Genomic DNA, 17,319 nt, shown 5'->3' on the forward strand with positions numbered 1-17,319 from the left:
GGCCCTCCCTTTTCGGTCGCCGCCGTGCCACACTCGCCCCACGGCCGGGTGCACGCGAAGTGGCCCAGGATTCTGTGGTTCGAATGCACCAGGAAACGGGTCCACCAGGTCCCTAGGCTGGCGGTCATGACGACGAACGAGCACCAGCCGACCGAAGCGCCCGTCCCGGCCCCCGCCCAGCGCCTCGCGCTGCACAGCCTGGCCCCCGACTTCTACCAGGCCATGATCGCGGTGGACCGCGCCGCCCGGAAGGGCATCGACCACACGCTCGCCGAGCTGGTCAAGGTGCACGCCTCGATGATCAACGGCTGCGCCTTCTGCATCGACATGCACAGCACCGACGCCCTGAAGGGCGGCGAGCAGGACCACCGGCTGCTCTCCCTCCCGGCCTGGCGCGAGACCCCCTGGTTCACCGCCCGGGAGCGGGCCGCGCTGGCCCTCACCGAGTCGATCACCCTGCTGACCCAGGGACACGTCCCGGACGCGGTCTACGCCGAGGCCGCCGCCCGGTTCGACGAGACCGAGCTGGCCCAGCTGATCGCGCTGATCGTCACCATCAACGCCTGGAACCGGATCGGGGTGGCCTCCCGGCTCAGCCCGGCCGCCAAGTGAGGCCCGGGAACATGGCGGACATGGCGGACATGGTGGACGTCCAGCAGGAGAGGGCCCGGCTGCTCCGGGAGCTGCACCGGCCGGGCGAGCCGCTGGTGCTCGCCAACGTGTGGGACGCGGCGAGCGCCCGTCTGGTCGCCGCCGCCGGAGCGCGGGCGGTGGCGACGGCCAGTGCGAGCGTCTCCTGGTCGCTCGGCAGCCGGGACGGCGGCGGCGCCGACCTCGAACAGGTCCTCGTACGGACGGCGCAGGTGGTCCGCGCGGTGGACCTGCCGGTTACCGCCGACCTGGAGAGCGGCTTCGCGCGGACCGCCGCCGGCGTCGGCGAGTCCGTCGCCGCGCTGCTGGCCACCGGCGCGGTCGGCGTCAACCTGGAGGACGAGGGCCGGCCGACGGCCGAGGCCGCCGAGCGGATCGCGGCGGCCCGGGCGGCGGCGGACGCGGCGGGCGTGCCCGCTTTCGTCAACGCGCGCACCGACGTGTTCCTGCACGGGATCGGCGCGCCGGAGGGCCGGCTGGGCGACGCGGTGCGCCGGCTGCGGGCCTACGTCGAGGCGGGTGCGGACGGCGTGTTCGTGCCGGGTGTCGCGGACGAGGAGACGATCGCCGCGCTGGCCGCGGCCGTCCCGGTGCCGCTGAACGTGCTGGCGGGGCCGGGCGCGCCGTCCGTCCCGGAGCTGGCGAAGCTGGGCGTGGCCCGGGTGAGCCTCGGCCCCGGGCTGGCCGAGGTGGCGTACGCGGCGGTGCGCCGGGCCGCCGCGGAGGTGTACGCGAGCGGCACCTACACCGCGCTGGAGGGCGGACTGACCTACCAGGAGCTGAACGGCCTCTTCTGAGCGGGCTTCTCGCGGTCCGTCCGGCGCTGAGCGGGCCCGCCCGGCGCGGGCTGGACGGCGCCGGGCGGGCCCGGGTACGGCGAAGCCCCGGCTGCCGCCGACGGGGGGTGGCGGCAACCGGGGCGGTGCCCGGTGGGCGTGGTCGGCCGATCCGGGTCAGCCGATCTGACCGCTGAGCCCCGGGTGGGTCATCTGGTTGGTGCCGACGGCCTCCACCTCCTGGGCGGCGTGGCCGACCACCGGCAGCTTGCCGGCGGCGTGGATGGCGAGGTCGGCCGGGGAGAGGTTGAGACCGTCGGTGAGGCCCCCGGTGGCGTCCGGGGAGCTCGCGGTCTGGGTGGTGGCGGACGCCGCCGGGGCGGCGAGCGCGAGGCCCGCCATGGTGAGGGCGGCCAGGGTGGCGAGTTTCTTCATGCACTGCCGAACGACCCGGGCCGCCTTCAGGTAACCGGACGGCTCAGACCGTCACCCGCAGGGTTCGCACGCTGTTGCTGATGAAGGAGCCGATCGGCTCCGGCGCGTCGCCCTCGGCGAGGGCCAGCCCGGGGAACCGCTCGAACAGGTGCCGCAGCGCGGTCTCGGCCTCCAGCCGGGCCAGCCCGGAACCGAGGCAGAAGTGCGGGCCGTGACCGAGCGACAGGTGCCGGTTGGGCCGGCGGGTGACGTCGAAGCGGTCGGCGTCCGGGTGGTGCCCGGCGTCGCGGCCGGCCGCCGCGTAGGAGGCGAGCAGCGCCTCGCCGCGCCGGATCACCACGTCACCGACCTCGATGTCCTCGGTCGCGTAGCGCAGCGGGAACTGGCCGACCGGCGAGTCGTAGCGCAGCGTCTCCTCGATGACCGCCGACCACGGCTGCTCGCCGGAGAGCACCAGCCGCAGCTGGTCGGGGTGGGCGAGCAGGGCCCGGACGGCGTTGGTGATCAGGTTGAGCGTGGTCTCGTGCCCGGCGACCAGCATCAGCAGCAGGGTGCCGACCAGCTCGGCCTCGCTGAGCCGGTCCCCGGCCTCGCGGGCGGCGATCAGGTCGGTGGTGAGGTCGTCGCCGGGCGCGGCCCGCTTGGCCGCCACCACGGAGCCCAGCAGCGCGTACAGGGCCTGCTGCGCGGCGGCGGCCGCCGCCGGGGTGGCCGAGCTGGAGACCAGGGTGTCGGAGAGCTCGTGCAGCCTGTCCTGCTCGTCCAGCGCCAGTCCGAGCAGTTCGCCGATCACCTGCATCGGCAGCGGGTAGGCGAAGTGCTCGCGCAGGTCGAACGCGCCGTCCAGCTCGGCGACCCGGTCGAGCAGCGAGACGGCGCGGGCCTCGATCGCGGGCGCCAGGTCGGCTATTCGGCGCGGGGTGAAGGCCTGGCTGACCAGGCCGCGCAGCCGTCGGTGGTCGTCGCCGTCGGCGGTGACCATGCCGGGCACGGTGACGAAGTTGAGCAGCGGCCAGCCCTGGGGCAGCCGGCCCTCCCGGAAGGTCGTCCACAGCTGGGCGTTCTTGCCCACCCGGTGGTCGGCGAGCAGCGCCTGGAGGGTGTCGTGGTGGGTTATCGCCCAGACCACCACCCCGCCAGGGAGCTCCACCAGGACCGCGGGGCCGGCCGCCCGGAGGCGGGCGTTCTCCTGGTGCTGGTCGCGTCCGAAGGGGTCGAGTCTGACGGGCTCGGGTCGGGGGTCGACGGCGGTGTCCATGCGGGCCTCTCGGGGGCTGGCGGGCGGGGCGGGGTGAAGGCGCTGTACAGCACCGGCAGGCCGAGCAGGGCCCGTGACCACGGGGACGGGCGCCATCCCAGGTCGCCGGACGGCACGGCGAGTTGGAGATCGGGCAGGCGGTGCAGCAGGGTCTCGACGGCGGTCTCGACGATGATCCGGGCCGGGTGCTGGGCCGGGCAGACGTGCCGTCCGGCGCCCCAGGCGAGGTGGGCCCGGTTGCCGCCGAGCGAGCCCTGGGCGGCGGAGGCGACGCCCTGGGCGGCCGGGTCGGCGTTGGCCGCGGCCAGGCCGAGGACGAGCATGTCGCCGGCGCTGATGTACTGGCCGCCGAGGACGGTGTCGCCGGTGGCCCAGCGGCCGGGGAAGTTCTGCGTCGGCGGGTCGCGCCAGAGCACCTCCTCCAGCGCGTCGGAGACGGTGAGCCGCCCGCCGGTGAGGGTGGCCCGGAACCGGCGGTCGGTGAGCAGCAGCCGCAGCGTGTTGCCGGTCCAGTTGATGCTGGTCTCGTTGCCCGCGACCAGCATCACCACCAGGTGGTGCACGGCCTCCTCGTCGGTGAGCGCGGCCGGGTGGGCGAGCAGCCAGGAGGTGAGGTCGGCGCTGGGGGCGGTGCGGCGCCGCCGGACCAGGTCGACCAGGATCGCCTGGAACTCGGCGTTGGCGCGCACCGACTTGGGGCCGCTGTCCACGAAGTGGCTGATCAGCTCGACCAGGTGGGGCCCGGCCTCGCGGGGCAGGCCGACCAGCTGGGTGAAGACCAGCAGCGGCAGCGGGCGGGCGTACTGGGCGATCAGGTCGGCGGTGCCGTCCGGGCCCCAGCTGTCGATGAGGTCGTTGGCGCAGGCCTCGGTGGTCTCGCGCAGCTGGCGGTGGTCGATCTGGGAGAGGGTGTCCGACACGGCGGAGCGCAGCCGCTGGTGCTCGGCGCCGTCCAGGTTGAGCAGGGTGGGCCGCCAGGAGGTCATCGGCAGCAGCCGGGAGTCGGGGGACAGCCGGCCCTCGGCGGGCACCCGCCAGCGGCGCGAGTCCTTGGAGAACAGTGCCTCGTTGCGGGTGAGTTCGAGCAGTTCGGCGTAGCCGAGGACGAGCCAGGCCTCGACCCCGGGCTCCAGCTCGATCGGCGCCACCGGGCCGTAGCGCTGGCGCAGCCGGGCGTACAGGCCGTGCGGGTCCTCGGCGACGGCGTGGCCGTACAGCGGGGTCAGCGGGATGCCGGTGGGCAGGCTGCCGCCGTGCGGGACCGGGCAGCCGGGGGAGGCGGTGCCGGGTTCGGGCGCGGTCATCCCTGGAGCTCCAGGATCGAGCTGCGGTGCAGGTGGTCGACGAAGTCGATCAGCAGGTCGTAGGACTGCCGCCGGTCGCGGGCGTCGCAGTGCAGGATCGGTACCTCCGGCAGCAGGTCGAGGGCGGAGCGCAGCTCCTCCTCGGGGTAACTCGGCGTGTCCGAGAAGGTGTTGACCGCCACGGCGAACGGGATGCGCTGCTCCTCCAGGCGGCCGAGCACGTCGAAGCTCTCGTCCGGGCGGCGCAGGTCGACCATGGCGATGGCGCCGAGCGCGCCGCGCGACAGGTCGTCCCAGAGCGGCCAGAACCGCCGCTGCCCGGGCGTGCCGAACAGGTACAGCGCGAGCCGCGGGTTGAGCGTGATCCGGCCGAAGTCGAGCGCGACCGTGGTGGTGGTCTTGTCGCCGCGCCCGGTGAGGTCGTCGATGCCGCTGCTGGCGGCGGTCATCGTCTCCTCGGTGCGCAGCGGAGTGATCTCGCTGAGCGAGCCGACCAGCGTGGTCTTGCCGACCCCGAACGGACCGGTGACCAGGATCTTCACCGCGCCCTGGACCGAGGACGGCAGGTACCGCGGCTCGGCGGGCAGGTCGGCGGTGGCCCCGGGGGCTTCAGCGGAGTTGGCGGAGGCCAACGAGCACCTCTTCCAGAAGGGTTGCGGGCAGGCGTTCGGCCTGCGGGACGGGCGGGAGGACCTGGACGGCGCCGAGGTCCCAGAGGTCGCCGACCAGCACCTTGACGACGCCGAGCGGCAGCCCCAGGTGGGCCGCCACCTCGGCGATCGACAGCAGGCTGTGGCAGAGCGCGAGGATGCGCCGGTGCTCGCGGTTGAGCAGGGCGTGGTCGGGGAGCTCCGGCGGCTCGGGTAACGCGCTGACCAGGCTCTCGATGGCCAGCTCGGCCCGGGTGGACCGGCTGCGGCCACCGGTGATGACGTAGGGCCGGACCGGCCCGCTCACCGGTGTCCCCCCGCCGCGTGGTCGACCCGCGGCGGGCTGGTGAGGTGGCTGCCGATCCGTTCGACCAGGACCTGCATCTGGTAGGCGACCAGGCCGGCGTCCACGGCGTCGCTGGTCACCACGGCCAGGTGCGCGCCGACCCCGGCGGCGACGATGAACAGGTAGCCGCCGCCGTACTCGATGATGATCTGGCGGGTGGCGCTGCCCGGTCCGCCGAACCCGGTCGCGACGCCGCGGGCCAGCGACTGGAGTCCGGAGCAGGCGGCGGCGAGCCGTTCGGCGTCCTCGCGCGCGATGTTCGCGCTGCGGCCGATCTCCAGGCCGTCGTTGGAGACGACGACGGCGTGCTGGACCTGCGGGACGTTGACGATGTCGGCGAGCATCCAGCCGAGATCAGGGGTGGTGGTCATGGAACTCTCCGGAGCGCTGGGGAAGTCGGGGGGAAGCGGGCAGGGAAGGGTCGGGCTGGGCCTGGGCCCGGGCGGCCGATCGGCCGCTGGCGGTGCCGGCCTGGAACATCGCCATGAACGCCTGCGCGTCCCGGGCCGAGCGGTACGGCGGGGCGGGCGGCGGCGCGGGAGAGGCGTGCTGGGCGGGGCGGGCGGCGCGGTCGCGTCGGTGGCTCCGGCGGGGCAGCGGCGGCGGGGTGTCGGCGGCCGCGGGGGGTCGGCCGGTCGGCGGGGTCTCCACCAGGGGGTGTCCGGCGGGGTGTCCGGTCGGCCGGAGGTCGGTGCTGAACGCCCGGTCGTCCGGTCCGAGGCCGGGGACGGTGGGCGGCAGCGGTTCGGTGAGCAGGGCGTTCGGCAGCATCACGACGACGCGGACGCCGCCGTACGGCGAGGGCGCCGAGCTGAGGGTGACCCGGAAGCCGTACTGCTCGGCCAGCCGGCCGACCGCGGCGAGGCCCAGTTGCGGCACCTCGCCGAGCCGGGAGACCTCCAGGCTGGTGCCGCCGGCGAGGGCGGCGGCGGCCTTGGCGACGGCCTGTTCCGGCATGCCGACGCCACCGTCGTCGATCTCGATGACGGCTCCGTTGTGCACCGGCATCAGGGTGACGAACACCTGGGTGCTGGGCGGGGAGTAGCGGGTGGCGTTGTCCAGCAGCTCGGCGACGGCGTGGATCAGCGCCTCGGCGGCGGCGCCGACCACCGCGGTCTCGATCCGGCTGCGGACCACCACCCGCTGGAACGGCAGGATGCGGGACTGGGCGCCGCGCACGACGTCCTCCAGCGAGACCGGCTCGGGCCAGTGGCGGCCGGCCCGCGCGCCGCACAGCACGGCCAGGGTCTGGGCCAGCCTGGCCTGTTGGGCGGCGGCGTGGTCGGCCTTGAGCAGGCCCTCCAGCAGCGCCGGGTCGTCGTGGGTGCGTTCCATCTCGTCGAGCAGGGCCTGCTGGTCGTGGGCCATGACGAGGATGCGGCGGGCGACGCTGAGGAAGGCCCGCTGGGTGGAGGCGGTGAGTTCCTGCTCCTGCTGGACGGCGGCCAGGTCGGCGCCGCGGCGGGAGAGTTCGGCGCCGAGCTGCTCCTGGAGCCGGGCGAGGTCGCGCCGCAGCCGGTCGGCGCGGCGGCGCTGGGTGACGGACACGGCGCGGTACCGGGCGGTGGCCACGAGGGCGAGGGCGGCGAGCACGCCGGTTGCCGTTGCGCACCACTGAGTCATCGTCACGCCGCGAATTCTAGGGTGATGATCCTACGAAGGTGTGAACGGATCTCGCCAAGTGACCGGATCTCGTCAATATCCAGTCAATACGGCGTCAAACCGGCGCCGTTCGACCGCGATCCGGGCGGCCCGAGGACGTTCGTCCCCGGTGGGGCGCCTGCGGCGCGTCGGCCGGGCCGGGCGGGAGATGGCCGAGTCACGTCCTGGGATGTGTGGGGAACGTGCGCACGGTGTTACGGAAGGGGCGACGTCCGGTGCAGGAGCAACAGCGCCACGTCGTCCGGCCGGGACCGCCGCTCGGTCACGTTCAGCGTGAGCAGGTCGGCCAGCCGCTCCAGCGCGGGCGCCGCGCCGGCCCGGGCCGGGCCGGTCTGCCGGGCCCACAGCTCCAGCCCGCCGAGCATCCGCTGCACCGACTCGTCGTAGTCCTCCTCGCGGTCCTCGACCAGCCCGTCGGTGTACACCAGCAGCGTCTCGCCGACCGCCAGCCGGCCGGCCGTCAGCGGGTACGGCTGCCCCGGGTCCACGCCCAGCGGCGGCCCGCCCGGCAGGTCGAGCTCGACGGCCCCGGCGTCCGCGATCCGCACCGGCGCGGGATGCCCGGCCCGGGCCGCGGTCAGCGCGCCGTCGGCCGGGTCCAGGGCCAGGAAGAGGCAGGTCGCGAACAGGTCGGTGTCCAGCTCGGTCAGCAGCCGGCTGGTCCGGGCCAGCGTGGCGGCCGGATCGTGCCCGTCCGTCGCGTACGCCCGCAGGCCGCTGCGCAGCTGGCCCATCACCGCCGTCGCCTCCGCGTTGTGGCCCTGGACGTCGCCGATCACCAGCCCGATCCGGCCGTCCGGCAGCCTCAGCAGGTCGTACCAGTCGCCGCCGATCTGCATGCCCTCGGTGCTCGGCAGGTAGCGGGCGGCACTGGCGATCCCGGGCAGCCGGGGCAGGGTGCGCGGCAGCATCGCGCGCTGCAGCTCGGTGGCGCGGTGGTGGTGGGTGTCGTACAGCCGGGCCCGCTCCAGGGACTGCGCCAGGATCCCGGCGAAGGCCGAGTACAGGGTGCGGTCCTCCCGGCCGAACGCCCGCTCGGCGGAGAAGGTGATCAGGCAGGAGCCCACCTGCCGCCCGGAGGCGACCAGCGGCAGCACCGCCCAGGAGGCCGGGGTGAGCGGGCCGTGCCGGCCCCGGCCCGTGTCGGGCTCGCTGAACAGCGGGGCCGAGCGGGTCAGCGCGTGCTGCATCACGTTCTCGGAGAGGTCCGCCAGCCGGGTCAGCTCGGTGCGCCTCGGCCCGCCGTACACGGTGTGCGAGACGGGCAGCAGCCGGCCCTCGTCCACCAGGTCCAGGACGATGCTGGCGGCGCCGAACGCCGGGCGGGCGACGTCGGTGACGGCGGTGGTGACGTCCCGGACGGTCACCGCCCGCGACAGCGACCGGGTGAGCGCGAGCAGCAGTGCCGTCCGGGCCCCGCCTGGGGTGGCCTGCTCCTCGGCCTGCTCCCGGGGGTGTTCCCGGCGCTGGTCCCGGTCCTGGCCCTGGGCCCGGCCCTGGTCCCGGTCGGAGAGCAGCCCGGCGACCCGGACCGGCCGGCCGTGGACGTCCAGCATCACCTCGCCGGTCTCCTCGATCCGCGCCACCTTGCCGCCCCCGCGCAGCACCCGGTACCCGATCCGGTACCACCCGCCGGTGGTGAGCGACTCGGCGAGCGCGGCCTGCACGTCCGGCAGGTCCTCCGGGTGGACGATCCGGTCCAGCTCCGGAGCGGAGCCGTCGGCGGTGGCGGGCTGGCCGGTGACCCGGAACGCCGCGGCGTCCCAGTAGCTCTCGCCGGTGACCAGATCGCGCTCGAAGGCACCGTGCCCGGCCGCCCGGACGGCGAGCGACAGCATCGGGTGGGCCAGCCCGGCGGGGAGGCTCCCGGCCCCGTCCGGCGGTGCCCCGGCCGGATCCTGGGGTATCCGGGCGTCCGCGTGGTCGAGCAGGTGGGACAGCCGGTGGGCGCAGGCCTCGCCGATGGTCTCCAGGACGTCCAGGTCGCGGCGGGGGACGGTGCCCCGGTGGGCCAGCGCGAGGGCGAGGACGCCGACCGGCCGCTCGTCGACGACCATCGGCAGGGCGATCACGGCGACCATGCCGGTGCCCATGCCGACGTTCTTGTTCGGGTAGTCGACGCTGGTGTGCTCGGGACTGAGCAGGTAGGGGCGGCGTAACCGCAGGGCCATCGCGGCGGGGAGGTCACTGGCCGGATCGACGGTGCTGTAGCGCTCGTGGGCCCAGTCCGGCAGCCCGTGCGAGGCGGTCAGCCGGAGCATCCCGGCGGAATCCAGCAGGTAGAGCGCGGAACCCTCGCCGGTGATCCACCCCGGCCCCTCGGCGAGGACGGTGCCGAGCAGTTCGGCGGCGCTGGTGCAGCCGAGCAGTAAGCGCACGCAGCGCATGGGGCTGCGGGCGGTGGGACTGCTGCGCGGCGTCCGGCTCTCGTCCTCGGAGGGGGGAACCCACGGAGAGCTCAGGTCCATCGGATACCCGGCCTTTCCGCTCTCGGGGGGTGGGTGCCCTCTGGGTGCCCGAACGGGCACTTAATTCTTAATACCTTATTTCTCAAGCGGGTGCTGAAGCGGGTGAATGGTGGCCCAGACGGCGCACCAGCACCAGCGTCCGGTCGTCCGCCGCGTCCCGCGCCACCGTCCGGACCAGCCGCTCCGCCGCACCCCGGGTGAGCTGCTGCTGCGTCCGCCACGGCCGCACCACGGGCTCGGCCGCCGCCAGCAGCCGACCCACCCCCTCGTCCAGATCCCGACCCGGCACCTCCACCAGGCCGTCACTGAACAGCAGCAGCGAATCGCCCCGCCGCAGCCGCCCCGACACCGCCGGATACAGCGCGCCCGACACCAGCCCCAGCGCCGGGCCGCCGTGCCCCGACCGCGCCCAGCCGCCGCCGTCCGCCCGGCGGAACTGCGCGGGCGCCGGATGGCCGGCGTTGAACAGCAGGTAGTCGCCCGTCGCCGGGCGCAGCGCGAGGTGCACCGCCGTCGCGAAGTCGTCCTCCCAGCCCATCCGCACCAGGTGGTCGTTGGCCGCCGGCAGGAACGCCTCCGGCGGCACCCGCCCCAGCAGCATCGCGAACGCGCCCGACAGGTGCGTCGAGCGGGCCGCCGCCCGGCTGCCCTTGCCCGACACGTCCACCAGCAGCAGCTCCAGCAGATCCTCCTCGGGGCGGTGCGCGCACAGCAGGAAGTCACCCGAGAACGAGGTGTCGCCGGCCGGCGCCAGCGCACTGTCGAAGTGCCAGTCGAGCAGCCGCTCCGGAAGCCGGGCCAGCGTCCGGGTGTGCTCGGCCAGCTCCAGCAGCATCGAATCGCCCTGGGTCCCGCGCAGACCCAGCCGGTGCCGGAACCGGTTCGCGGCCAGCACCGTCACCGCGGTCGCGGCCAGTACCAGCGTCACCCCGATCCGCACCCCGAGCGGATCCCGCACCACCGCCCCCAGCACCCCGCCGGCCAGCGCCGCGCACACCAGCACCAGCAGCTGCCCGCGCCGCAACAGCAGCCCGCCGACCACCAGCGGCAGCACCAGCGCCGACGGCGGCCAGCTGTACGGCAGCACGATCGGCAGCACGCTCAGCACCGCGGTCACTCCGAGCAGCACCCCCAGCGCGTACCGCGCGGCCCGGGCGTTCCCGTCCAGCAGCCGCAGGTACCACCGCCGCGCCCTCGCTATCGGTGCGGGCACGTGGACCTCCGCCAAGGGGTCGGCGGTCCCCTGTCATGACCACCAGTCAGCCCGGCCACACTAACCCGTCCGCCCCCACCACCCCCAGGCCCGCTGCCTGCCCGCCGCACGGGAAGTCGGCGGGTCCGACTTCCCGCGCACGCCTCACCCGGTGCGCCGGCCGTTCCGTCGTCGGGGGAGACCGGGCGGGTCGTGCCGCGGCCGGTGCGGTGGCCGGCGTCTCAGGGGGTGGGCCAGGTGCGGAGCCCGGTGGTGAGGAGGGTGATGAGGCGGCTCTGGGTGGTGGCCAGGTCTTCGGCGAGCTGGAAGCCGCCGCCGATGGAGAGGGAGGCGAAGCCGTGGGCGACGGAGCGGACGGTACGGGCGGCGTGGATCGCCTCCGCGCCGTCGAGGCCGTACTCCCGCAGGACGGCGATGATCACCCCGACGAGCCGGCCGGCCGCGCGGGTGAGGTCGTCGTCCGGCTGCGGGGCCTGCGGGAGGGCGTTGTAGCGGTGCGGGTACTCGGTGGCGTACGCGTGGTAGGCGCGCAGGACGGTGTCGACGGCGTCGTCGCCGCTGCGGCCGACGGCGGCCTCGGCGAGCCGGTCGGCGAGTTCCTCGGTGACCCGGACGGCGATGAGCCGCCGCAGTTCGGCGAGGCCGCCGCTGACGTGCTTGTACAGCGACGGGGTGGCGACCCCGGCCCGGGCGGCGACGGCGGCCAGGGTGAGGGCGTCGGCGCCCTGCTCGTCGATGAGGGCGATGGCGTGGTCGACGACCTGCTCGGGGGTGAGTCCTACTCGGGGCATGGTGTGGGCTCTCCGTCGGTGGAAGGCGTACGTGGCGGGGCGTGGCGTGGCGTGGCTGACGTGGGCGGGCGGGGCTCAGGCGAGGTCGGCGAGGAAGGGCAGCAGGGCGCCGGCGGTGGCCTGCGGGTTGTCGGCCATCGGGTAGTGCCCGGATCCGTCGATCATGACCTTCCGCGCGTTGAGCGCGGCGGCCTGCCGGTCGGCGACGGCTTCCGGCTCGGGGAAGTCGGGGTCCTTGCTGCCCATGATGACGAGCGAGGGGCAGCGCACGGCCGCGGTCCAGCCGACGGGCGCGGAGTCCCCGCTGACGTGTCCGCGGGTGGCGGTCTTGCGGCCGGGGGTGCGCATGGCGGCGACGAGTCCGGCCACGTACGGGTCGAAGTCGGCGGGCTTGGCGCCCGGGTAGGCCAGCTTGCGCTGGTAGAGGCCCCAGAAGGCGGGCGAGTGGACGGTCAGGAAGCCCATGACGCGGAGGGCGCCGCGCATGAGGGCGCCGGGCGGGGGGTTCTCGACGAAGGCGTCGATCAGGGCGATGCCGGCGACCCGCTCGGGGGCGTCGCCGGCGGCCTTGACGACCGTCGCGCCGGTGTAGGAGTTGCCGACCAGGACGGCGCGGTCGATGCCGAGGTGGTCGAGCAGGGCGAGGACGTCGGTGGCGATGGCGGCGGGGGAGTAGTCGTCCCAGATGATCGAGGATTCCCCGAAGCCGCGCAGGTCCATGGTGACGACCCGGCGGCCGGCGGCGGCCAGCAGCGGGCGGAGGTGCCGGTAGGCGGCGCGGGTGTCGAGCATTCCGGGGAGCAGCACGACGGGGGCGCCGTCGCCCTGTCGGGTGTCGTCGTAGGCGAGGCGGCCGCCGGTGACGTCGAGGTACTGGGTGGTGGGGGCGCTGGTGGCGTTCACGGTGGGCCTCCGGAGGGTTGCCGGTGCGGGGCTTCGGCGCTGCCGCCGATAGCCTTAAAGCTAAGGCTAATAGCCTTAGCCGTCAAGCCCTCGCGCCCTGCGGAGCGGGGGAGGTCGGCGGGGAGTGCGCGGATGAAGGGTCGTTCGTTGACGTTCGATCACGTGAGGTGGCGTCAACGGCGCTCAAGGGGGTGCAGGGGTGCCCAAGGGGAACAAAACGCCCGTCGTGCCCCGGAGTGCCCCGCCCGTCTCCGGTCGTCCCGGGCGAACGGCTTGGAATCAGGGCCTCCTAGGATTAACGTTTGATAACGCAGCGCGGTCGTCAACGCCGTACCCAGACGGCACCGTGCGCCGTCGCCTAATCCCGCCGACCGGCCTCCGGGCAGGTCAGGGAGCCGGGGAACCACGTTCCTTGGGGTGAATCGGCGGGGCTCCGGCCCGGCCGTAGGAGACCTTCCTGCTCCGAACCCGTCAGCTAACCCGGTAGGCGCGAAGGAAGGAAAGGAGCGCGCCTCCGTGGCGTCGACGCACACTCCGGCACACCCGGCCGGCCTTGCAGCAGGTACCCGGCTCCTCGACCACCCCGGCCCGGACGGCTCCGAGTACGCGGGCCCGGAGGCCGAGACCAACCGGCACCGGATGCCGCGTCAGGTCCGTGGGGCCTCCCCGCTGCTCGGCGTCACCGCCGTCGCCGCCACCCTGGGCGCCACCGGCTTCGCCTCCGCCACCCCGGCCGCCGCCCCCGCCATCGAGACCCCGGACGAGACCCCGGTCGCCCTCTCCGCCGACCCCGGCCTCGCGCTCGCCGCCCGCATCCAGCTGCAGGCCGACAGCCAGCGCACCGCCGCCGAGGAGGACGCCCGCGTCCAGGCCGCGAAGGAGGCGGAGGCCAAGGCCGCCGCCAAGGAGGCCGAGGCCAAGCGGGCCGCCGAGGAGGCCGAGCGGGCCAAGGCCGCCGCCCTCACCCTGCCGGTGCGCGACTACCACCTCACCGCCCACTACGGCCAGAGCGCCCGCTACTGGGCCCACCTGCACACCGGCCTGGACTTCGCCGCCGACACCGGCACCCCCGTCTACGCGGTCGGCCAGGGCACCATCACCTCGGCCGGCTGGTCCGGCTCGTACGGCTACCGGATCGTCGAGACCCTGCCCGACGGCACCGAGATCTGGTACTGCCACCTCTCCTCGATCATCAAGGGCTCCGGCAAGGTCGGCTCCGGCCAGCAGATCGGCAAGGTCGGCGCCACCGGCAACGTCACCGGCGCGCACCTGCACGTGGAGGTCCGCCCCGGTGGCGGCGCCCCCGTCGACCCGGAGACCTGGTTCCAGCAGCGCGGCCTCAACCCCTGACGCACCCGCGAAGCCCCGGCCGCCGGAACCAGAAGGCACCGCGGCCGGGGCTTCGCCGCGTCACTCCTGCGCCGGGTCCGCCGACTCCGCCGGGTGCGCCGGCTCCGCCGGGTGCGCGTCGAACTCCTCCTGCGCCGGGCCCGCCAGCCCCTCCAGGCGGGCGTCGAACTCCTCCTGCGCCAGCCCGGCCAGGTACGCGTCGATCTCCTCCTGCCCCGGCTCCGGCGCGAGGTCCGGGAACTCCTCCACCAGCAGTCGCGGCAGCCCGGGCACCGTCCACTCCCCGTACAGGTCGAGCGCGGCCTCCACCGCCGCCTCCTCGAACGCCCCGAAGTCCCCGGCCAGTTCGTCCGGCATCGGCCGGCCCAGCGCGGTCAGCTCGGCCAGGTTGCGGTAGCTGCGCCGCATCAGGCCCTGCTCCAGCAGCCGGCGCGCGCCGTCGGTGGCCATGCCGACCGAGATCACCCGGGTCGGGCTCCAGCCCTGCTCGTCCACCTCGTCCAGCCAGCCGGTCTGCGCCAGTGCGGCGAACACGGCCAGCCGCTCCTCCTGCGCCAGCTCCCGGAAGCCGGTCAGCCACTCCCGCACCGCCTCCGGATCCGCGACGTCCGCCCCGTACGCGTGCAGCAGCAGCGCGTACAGCCGGGGCCAGGTCACCAGGTCGGCGCGGCGCAGCAGCCCGGCCGCGACCTCGCCCTGCCACTCGGCCTCGGCGTGCAGCCGCTCCTGGCGCTTGGCGTTGAGCCGCTTGGCGGCCCGCTGGTGGTCGGTCAGCAGCCGGACGGCGGCGCCGTACGCCAGCGGGTCCGCCTCCGGTTCGGGTTGGACGTACAGGTAGAGCCGCTCGTACAGCAGGTGCTCCACCGCGTTCGAGGTCAGTTCGGGCCAGCCGTCGTGCATCCTGCCCTCGCCCAGCTCCAGCAGGGCCAGCACCGCGCGCAGCGGCGCTTCGGCCACCGGGGCGCGGTCCTCTTCCGCCGCCCAGGCGAGCAGGTCGGAGGCCCTGGTACGCGGGGCGAGCCGCAGGTCTTCGTCGTTCATAGCTCGAACGGTAACCGCTGGCCGGGAGTAGGGTCGGCTGCCATGGTCCCCGTACGACTCACCGGCCCCCGGCTGGCCATCCGCGAGTATCACCACACCGTCGGCGACGTGGACGCGCTGTACGGGCTGTTCAGCGACCCGGAGGTCACCCGCTACCTCCCCTTCGAGCCGCGCGACCGTGAAACCTGCGCCGACCAGATCGAGCTCTACCTGGAGGAGGCGATGGCGCCGGAACGGGACACCTACCGGCTGGCCGTCACCCGGCGCGACGACGCCGAGGACCCGGTGGACGCCGTGCCGATCGCCCACGCCTCCCTCACCCTCGGCAAGCACCGCTCCGCCCACCTCGGCTACGTGCTGGGCCGCGACGTCTGGGGCCGCGGCTACGCGGGCGAGATCGCCGGCCTGCTCTGCGAGCTCTCCTTCGAGGCCCTCGGCGTGCACCGGCTGGCGGCCCGGGTCGACGTGGACAACGCCGCCTCGGCCAAGGTGCTCCTCCGGCTCGGGTTCCAGCTGGAGGGGCGGGTCCGGCACGACCTCTACAAGGGCGGCGCCTGGTCCGACTCGTACCTGTACTCGCTGCTCGCCGACGAGTGGAGCGGCGCGACCGGCTGACGGCCCGGCGTGCACGTCCGGCGTGGACGTCCGGCGTGGACGTCCGACGCGGACCTGGGGGCAGGCCTGCCGGGTCAGGCCCGGGGGGTTAACCCCACCCCCGATCCGCCAGGCCTCCGGATCCTCCCCGGCCCGCCGTTCGACCAGACTGATGCCATCAGCAGTCGAGAACGAGGGACCGGGGCCGGGACATGAGCATCAGCCGAAGCGCGCAGGACCGCGAGTGGGACGTCCTCGGTGGTTACGGCGACGACCCGCGTCCCGCTCGGGCCCACCGGACCGAGGAGCCGCCGGCCGTCTGGCGGGCGCCGTTCTCCGGGCACTACTACCGCGAGATCGGCTACACGCTCACCGGCCTGCCGCTGTCGGTCATCGGCTTCTCCGTCTCGATCGTGCTGTTCTGCATGGGGATCGGCACCTTCGTCACCGTCCTCGGCCTGCCCGTCCTCGCCCTCCTGACCACCGTCGCCCGCGGCATGGGCCGGATGGAGCGGGCCCGGGTGCGCGGCATGCTGGCCCTGGACGTGCCCGCCCCGACGCCGGTGCGCCAGACCCGCCCGGGCACCTGGGGGGCGATCACCGCGCGGCTGGCGGACCCGGCCGGGTGGAAGGCCGCGTTCTACCAGGTGGTGATGTTCCCGTGGGCGGTCCTCAGCTTCGTCCTGTCGCTGGTGTTCCTGCTGCTCGGCTGGGCGATGGCGCTGTACCCGCTCTACCACTGGGTCTTCCCGGCCTTCACCTCCTGGCGCGGGTACCGGATCTTCGACTTCTACGACAGCGACAACGTCCAGCACGTCTACTACATCGAGGGGGCCTGGCAGATCGCCGGCCTCTCGCTGGTCGGGGTGCTGCTCATCATCCTCACCGCCCAGCTGGTCCGCGGCCTGACCAACGTGAACCGGGCCGCCGCCCAGGGCCTGCTCGGCCGCTGAACCCCGCGGCCCTCCCCGGCCCCGCCCACCTCCCCGGCCCCGCCCGCCTCCCCGGCCCCGCCCGCCTCCCCGGCCCCGCCCGCCTCCCCGGCCCCGCCCACACCCGGACGTGCTCCGGATGCGGGTGGGGCCGGCCCGTGTTGGGATGGCCGGGTGGCCGCCGCACACACCCCCGCCGACCCGGGCGCCCTGGGCCGGGACATCCTGGTCACCTCCCGCCCGCTGGACGAGTACTGCGACCTGTTCGACCTCACCCGGGCCCAGCTCGCCGCGCTGCCGGGCCCGGTGCTGGACTGCCCGGGCGGTGCGGCCGGCCTGGCCGCCGAGGCGCGTCGGCTCGGCTGCCGGGTGATCGCCGCCGACCCGGCGTACGCGCTCCCCGCACCCGAGGTCGCGGCCCACGCGCTGGCGGCCCGGGCGTCGATGGCCACCGCGATGGCCGCCCGTCCGCACCTGTACCCGTCACCGCGCTCCTGCCGGCCGGACCGCTACCTGCGCAGCTGGGACCGCGCCCGCCGCCTGTTCGCCGCCGACTCGGCCGCGCACCCGCAGCAGTACGTGGCCGCCGCGCTGCCCCGGCTGCCGTTCGCGGACGGCGCCTTCGCGCTCACCCTGAGCGGCTACCTGCTCTTCGCCTACCCCGAACTGTTCGGCCCCGAAAGGCAGTTGGACGCCCTGGTGGAACTCGTCCGGGTGACCTCCCCGGACGGCGAGGTCCGCGTCCAGCCGCTGCACGACGGGCACGGCCTCCGCTGCGCCCACCTCGACCCGCTGCGGTACGCGCTCGGCGAGCGCCGTGTCGCCAGCGAGATCCGCCGCTTCCCCCGCGCCGCGGACGGCCGCACCCGCCGCGTCCTGGTCCTGCGGGCCGCCGACCGCCGCCGCCGGTCTGCTGCCGAAAAGTAATGGTCTCTCCTGGTCAGT

18 protein-coding genes and 1 riboswitch are annotated in these 17,319 nt (G+C 74.8%); of the genes, 6 read left to right on the forward strand and 12 right to left on the reverse strand.

Annotation, left to right across the window (positions count from 1 at the left end; all coding sequences use genetic code 11):
- The first annotated feature begins 126 nt into the window (after nucleotides 1-126).
- The gene (locus AB0O19_RS20690) at nucleotides 127-612 is read left to right on the forward strand and encodes a carboxymuconolactone decarboxylase family protein (RefSeq protein ID WP_363621266.1); all 486 of its coding nucleotides are present in this window, start codon (nucleotides 127-129) and stop codon (nucleotides 610-612) included.
- Nucleotides 613-632: 20 nt separating this feature from the next.
- Complete coding sequence (locus AB0O19_RS20695) at nucleotides 633-1,448, forward strand: isocitrate lyase/phosphoenolpyruvate mutase family protein (protein ID WP_363621268.1); 816 nt, start codon at nucleotides 633-635, stop codon at nucleotides 1,446-1,448.
- Between the two features lie 156 nt (nucleotides 1,449-1,604).
- Here the strand turns inward: AB0O19_RS20695 and AB0O19_RS20700 are convergent, their stop codons facing one another.
- The 11 genes from AB0O19_RS20700 to AB0O19_RS20750 form a co-directional block, all read right to left on the reverse strand.
- Entirely contained in the window at nucleotides 1,605-1,862 is a 258-nt protein-coding gene (locus AB0O19_RS20700) for a hypothetical protein (RefSeq protein ID WP_350880538.1), read from the reverse strand.
- Nucleotides 1,863-1,905: 43 nt separating this feature from the next.
- Entirely contained in the window at nucleotides 1,906-3,012 is a 1,107-nt protein-coding gene (locus AB0O19_RS20705) for a cytochrome P450 (RefSeq protein ID WP_363621270.1), read from the reverse strand.
- Nucleotides 2,976-4,424, reverse strand: a complete 1,449-nt coding sequence (locus AB0O19_RS20710) for a cytochrome P450 (protein WP_363581353.1) — start codon at nucleotides 4,422-4,424, stop codon at nucleotides 2,976-2,978. Before AB0O19_RS20710 ends, AB0O19_RS20705 begins: the two co-directional genes overlap by 37 nt.
- Nucleotides 4,421-5,011: an ATP/GTP-binding protein gene (locus AB0O19_RS20715; RefSeq protein ID WP_363581620.1), complete on the reverse strand. Its 591-nt coding sequence runs from the start codon at nucleotides 5,009-5,011 to the stop codon at nucleotides 4,421-4,423. The genes AB0O19_RS20710 and AB0O19_RS20715 overlap by 4 nt, the downstream gene beginning before the upstream one ends.
- A 22-nt stretch (nucleotides 5,012-5,033) precedes the next feature.
- Nucleotides 5,034-5,381 (reverse strand): DUF742 domain-containing protein, encoded by a 348-nt coding sequence (locus tag AB0O19_RS20720; RefSeq protein WP_350880532.1) that lies wholly within the window; start codon nucleotides 5,379-5,381, stop codon nucleotides 5,034-5,036.
- The gene (locus AB0O19_RS20725; RefSeq protein WP_363581351.1) at nucleotides 5,378-5,791 is read right to left on the reverse strand and encodes a roadblock/LC7 domain-containing protein; all 414 of its coding nucleotides are present in this window, start codon (nucleotides 5,789-5,791) and stop codon (nucleotides 5,378-5,380) included. Before AB0O19_RS20725 ends, AB0O19_RS20720 begins: the two co-directional genes overlap by 4 nt.
- Nucleotides 5,775-7,043: a sensor histidine kinase gene (locus AB0O19_RS20730; protein ID WP_363621301.1), complete on the reverse strand. Its 1,269-nt coding sequence runs from the start codon at nucleotides 7,041-7,043 to the stop codon at nucleotides 5,775-5,777. The genes AB0O19_RS20725 and AB0O19_RS20730 overlap by 17 nt, the downstream gene beginning before the upstream one ends.
- A gap of 233 nt (nucleotides 7,044-7,276) precedes the next feature.
- Nucleotides 7,277-9,460 (reverse strand): SpoIIE family protein phosphatase, encoded by a 2,184-nt coding sequence (locus AB0O19_RS20735; RefSeq protein WP_363621272.1) that lies wholly within the window; start codon nucleotides 9,458-9,460, stop codon nucleotides 7,277-7,279.
- A 172-nt stretch (nucleotides 9,461-9,632) separates the two neighbouring features.
- Nucleotides 9,633-10,763 carry a PP2C family protein-serine/threonine phosphatase gene (locus AB0O19_RS20740; protein ID WP_079135705.1) on the reverse strand — a complete coding sequence of 377 codons (1,131 nt, stop codon included), beginning with the start codon at nucleotides 10,761-10,763 and terminating at the stop codon, nucleotides 9,633-9,635.
- Between the two features lie 221 nt (nucleotides 10,764-10,984).
- A complete protein-coding gene (locus AB0O19_RS20745) occupies nucleotides 10,985-11,554 on the reverse strand; it encodes a TetR-like C-terminal domain-containing protein (RefSeq protein WP_363581345.1) in 570 nt (189 codons plus the stop codon).
- A gap of 75 nt (nucleotides 11,555-11,629) precedes the next feature.
- On the reverse strand, nucleotides 11,630-12,457 hold the full coding sequence (locus tag AB0O19_RS20750; protein ID WP_363621273.1) for an alpha/beta hydrolase: 828 nt from the start codon (nucleotides 12,455-12,457) through the stop codon (nucleotides 11,630-11,632).
- Nucleotides 12,458-12,802: 345 nt separating this feature from the next.
- Nucleotides 12,803-12,961, forward strand: a riboswitch (cyclic di-AMP (ydaO/yuaA leader).
- Between the two features lie 12 nt (nucleotides 12,962-12,973).
- Here AB0O19_RS20750 and AB0O19_RS20755 point away from each other — a divergent pair.
- A complete protein-coding gene (locus AB0O19_RS20755) occupies nucleotides 12,974-13,807 on the forward strand; it encodes a M23 family metallopeptidase (protein ID WP_363621275.1) in 834 nt (277 codons plus the stop codon).
- 60 nt (nucleotides 13,808-13,867) lie between these two features.
- Here the strand turns inward: AB0O19_RS20755 and AB0O19_RS20760 are convergent, their stop codons facing one another.
- Nucleotides 13,868-14,848, reverse strand: a complete 981-nt coding sequence (locus tag AB0O19_RS20760; protein ID WP_363621277.1) for a hypothetical protein — start codon at nucleotides 14,846-14,848, stop codon at nucleotides 13,868-13,870.
- A gap of 42 nt (nucleotides 14,849-14,890) precedes the next feature.
- Between AB0O19_RS20760 and AB0O19_RS20765 the strand changes: the two genes are divergently transcribed.
- From AB0O19_RS20765 to AB0O19_RS20775, 3 genes are all read left to right on the forward strand, one after another.
- Nucleotides 14,891-15,463, forward strand: coding sequence for a GNAT family protein (locus tag AB0O19_RS20765; protein ID WP_363621279.1), 573 nt, complete (start codon nucleotides 14,891-14,893; stop codon nucleotides 15,461-15,463).
- A 191-nt stretch (nucleotides 15,464-15,654) separates the two neighbouring features.
- Nucleotides 15,655-16,395: a sensor domain-containing protein gene (locus tag AB0O19_RS20770; protein ID WP_363621281.1), complete on the forward strand. Its 741-nt coding sequence runs from the start codon at nucleotides 15,655-15,657 to the stop codon at nucleotides 16,393-16,395.
- A gap of 153 nt (nucleotides 16,396-16,548) precedes the next feature.
- Complete coding sequence (locus AB0O19_RS20775) at nucleotides 16,549-17,301, forward strand: hypothetical protein (RefSeq protein ID WP_363581333.1); 753 nt, start codon at nucleotides 16,549-16,551, stop codon at nucleotides 17,299-17,301.
- The last annotated feature ends 18 nt before the right edge of the window (nucleotides 17,302-17,319 follow it).

This window comes from Kitasatospora sp. NPDC091276 (assembly GCF_040684355.1).
Taxonomy (GTDB): Bacteria; Actinomycetota; Actinomycetes; order Streptomycetales; family Streptomycetaceae; genus Kitasatospora.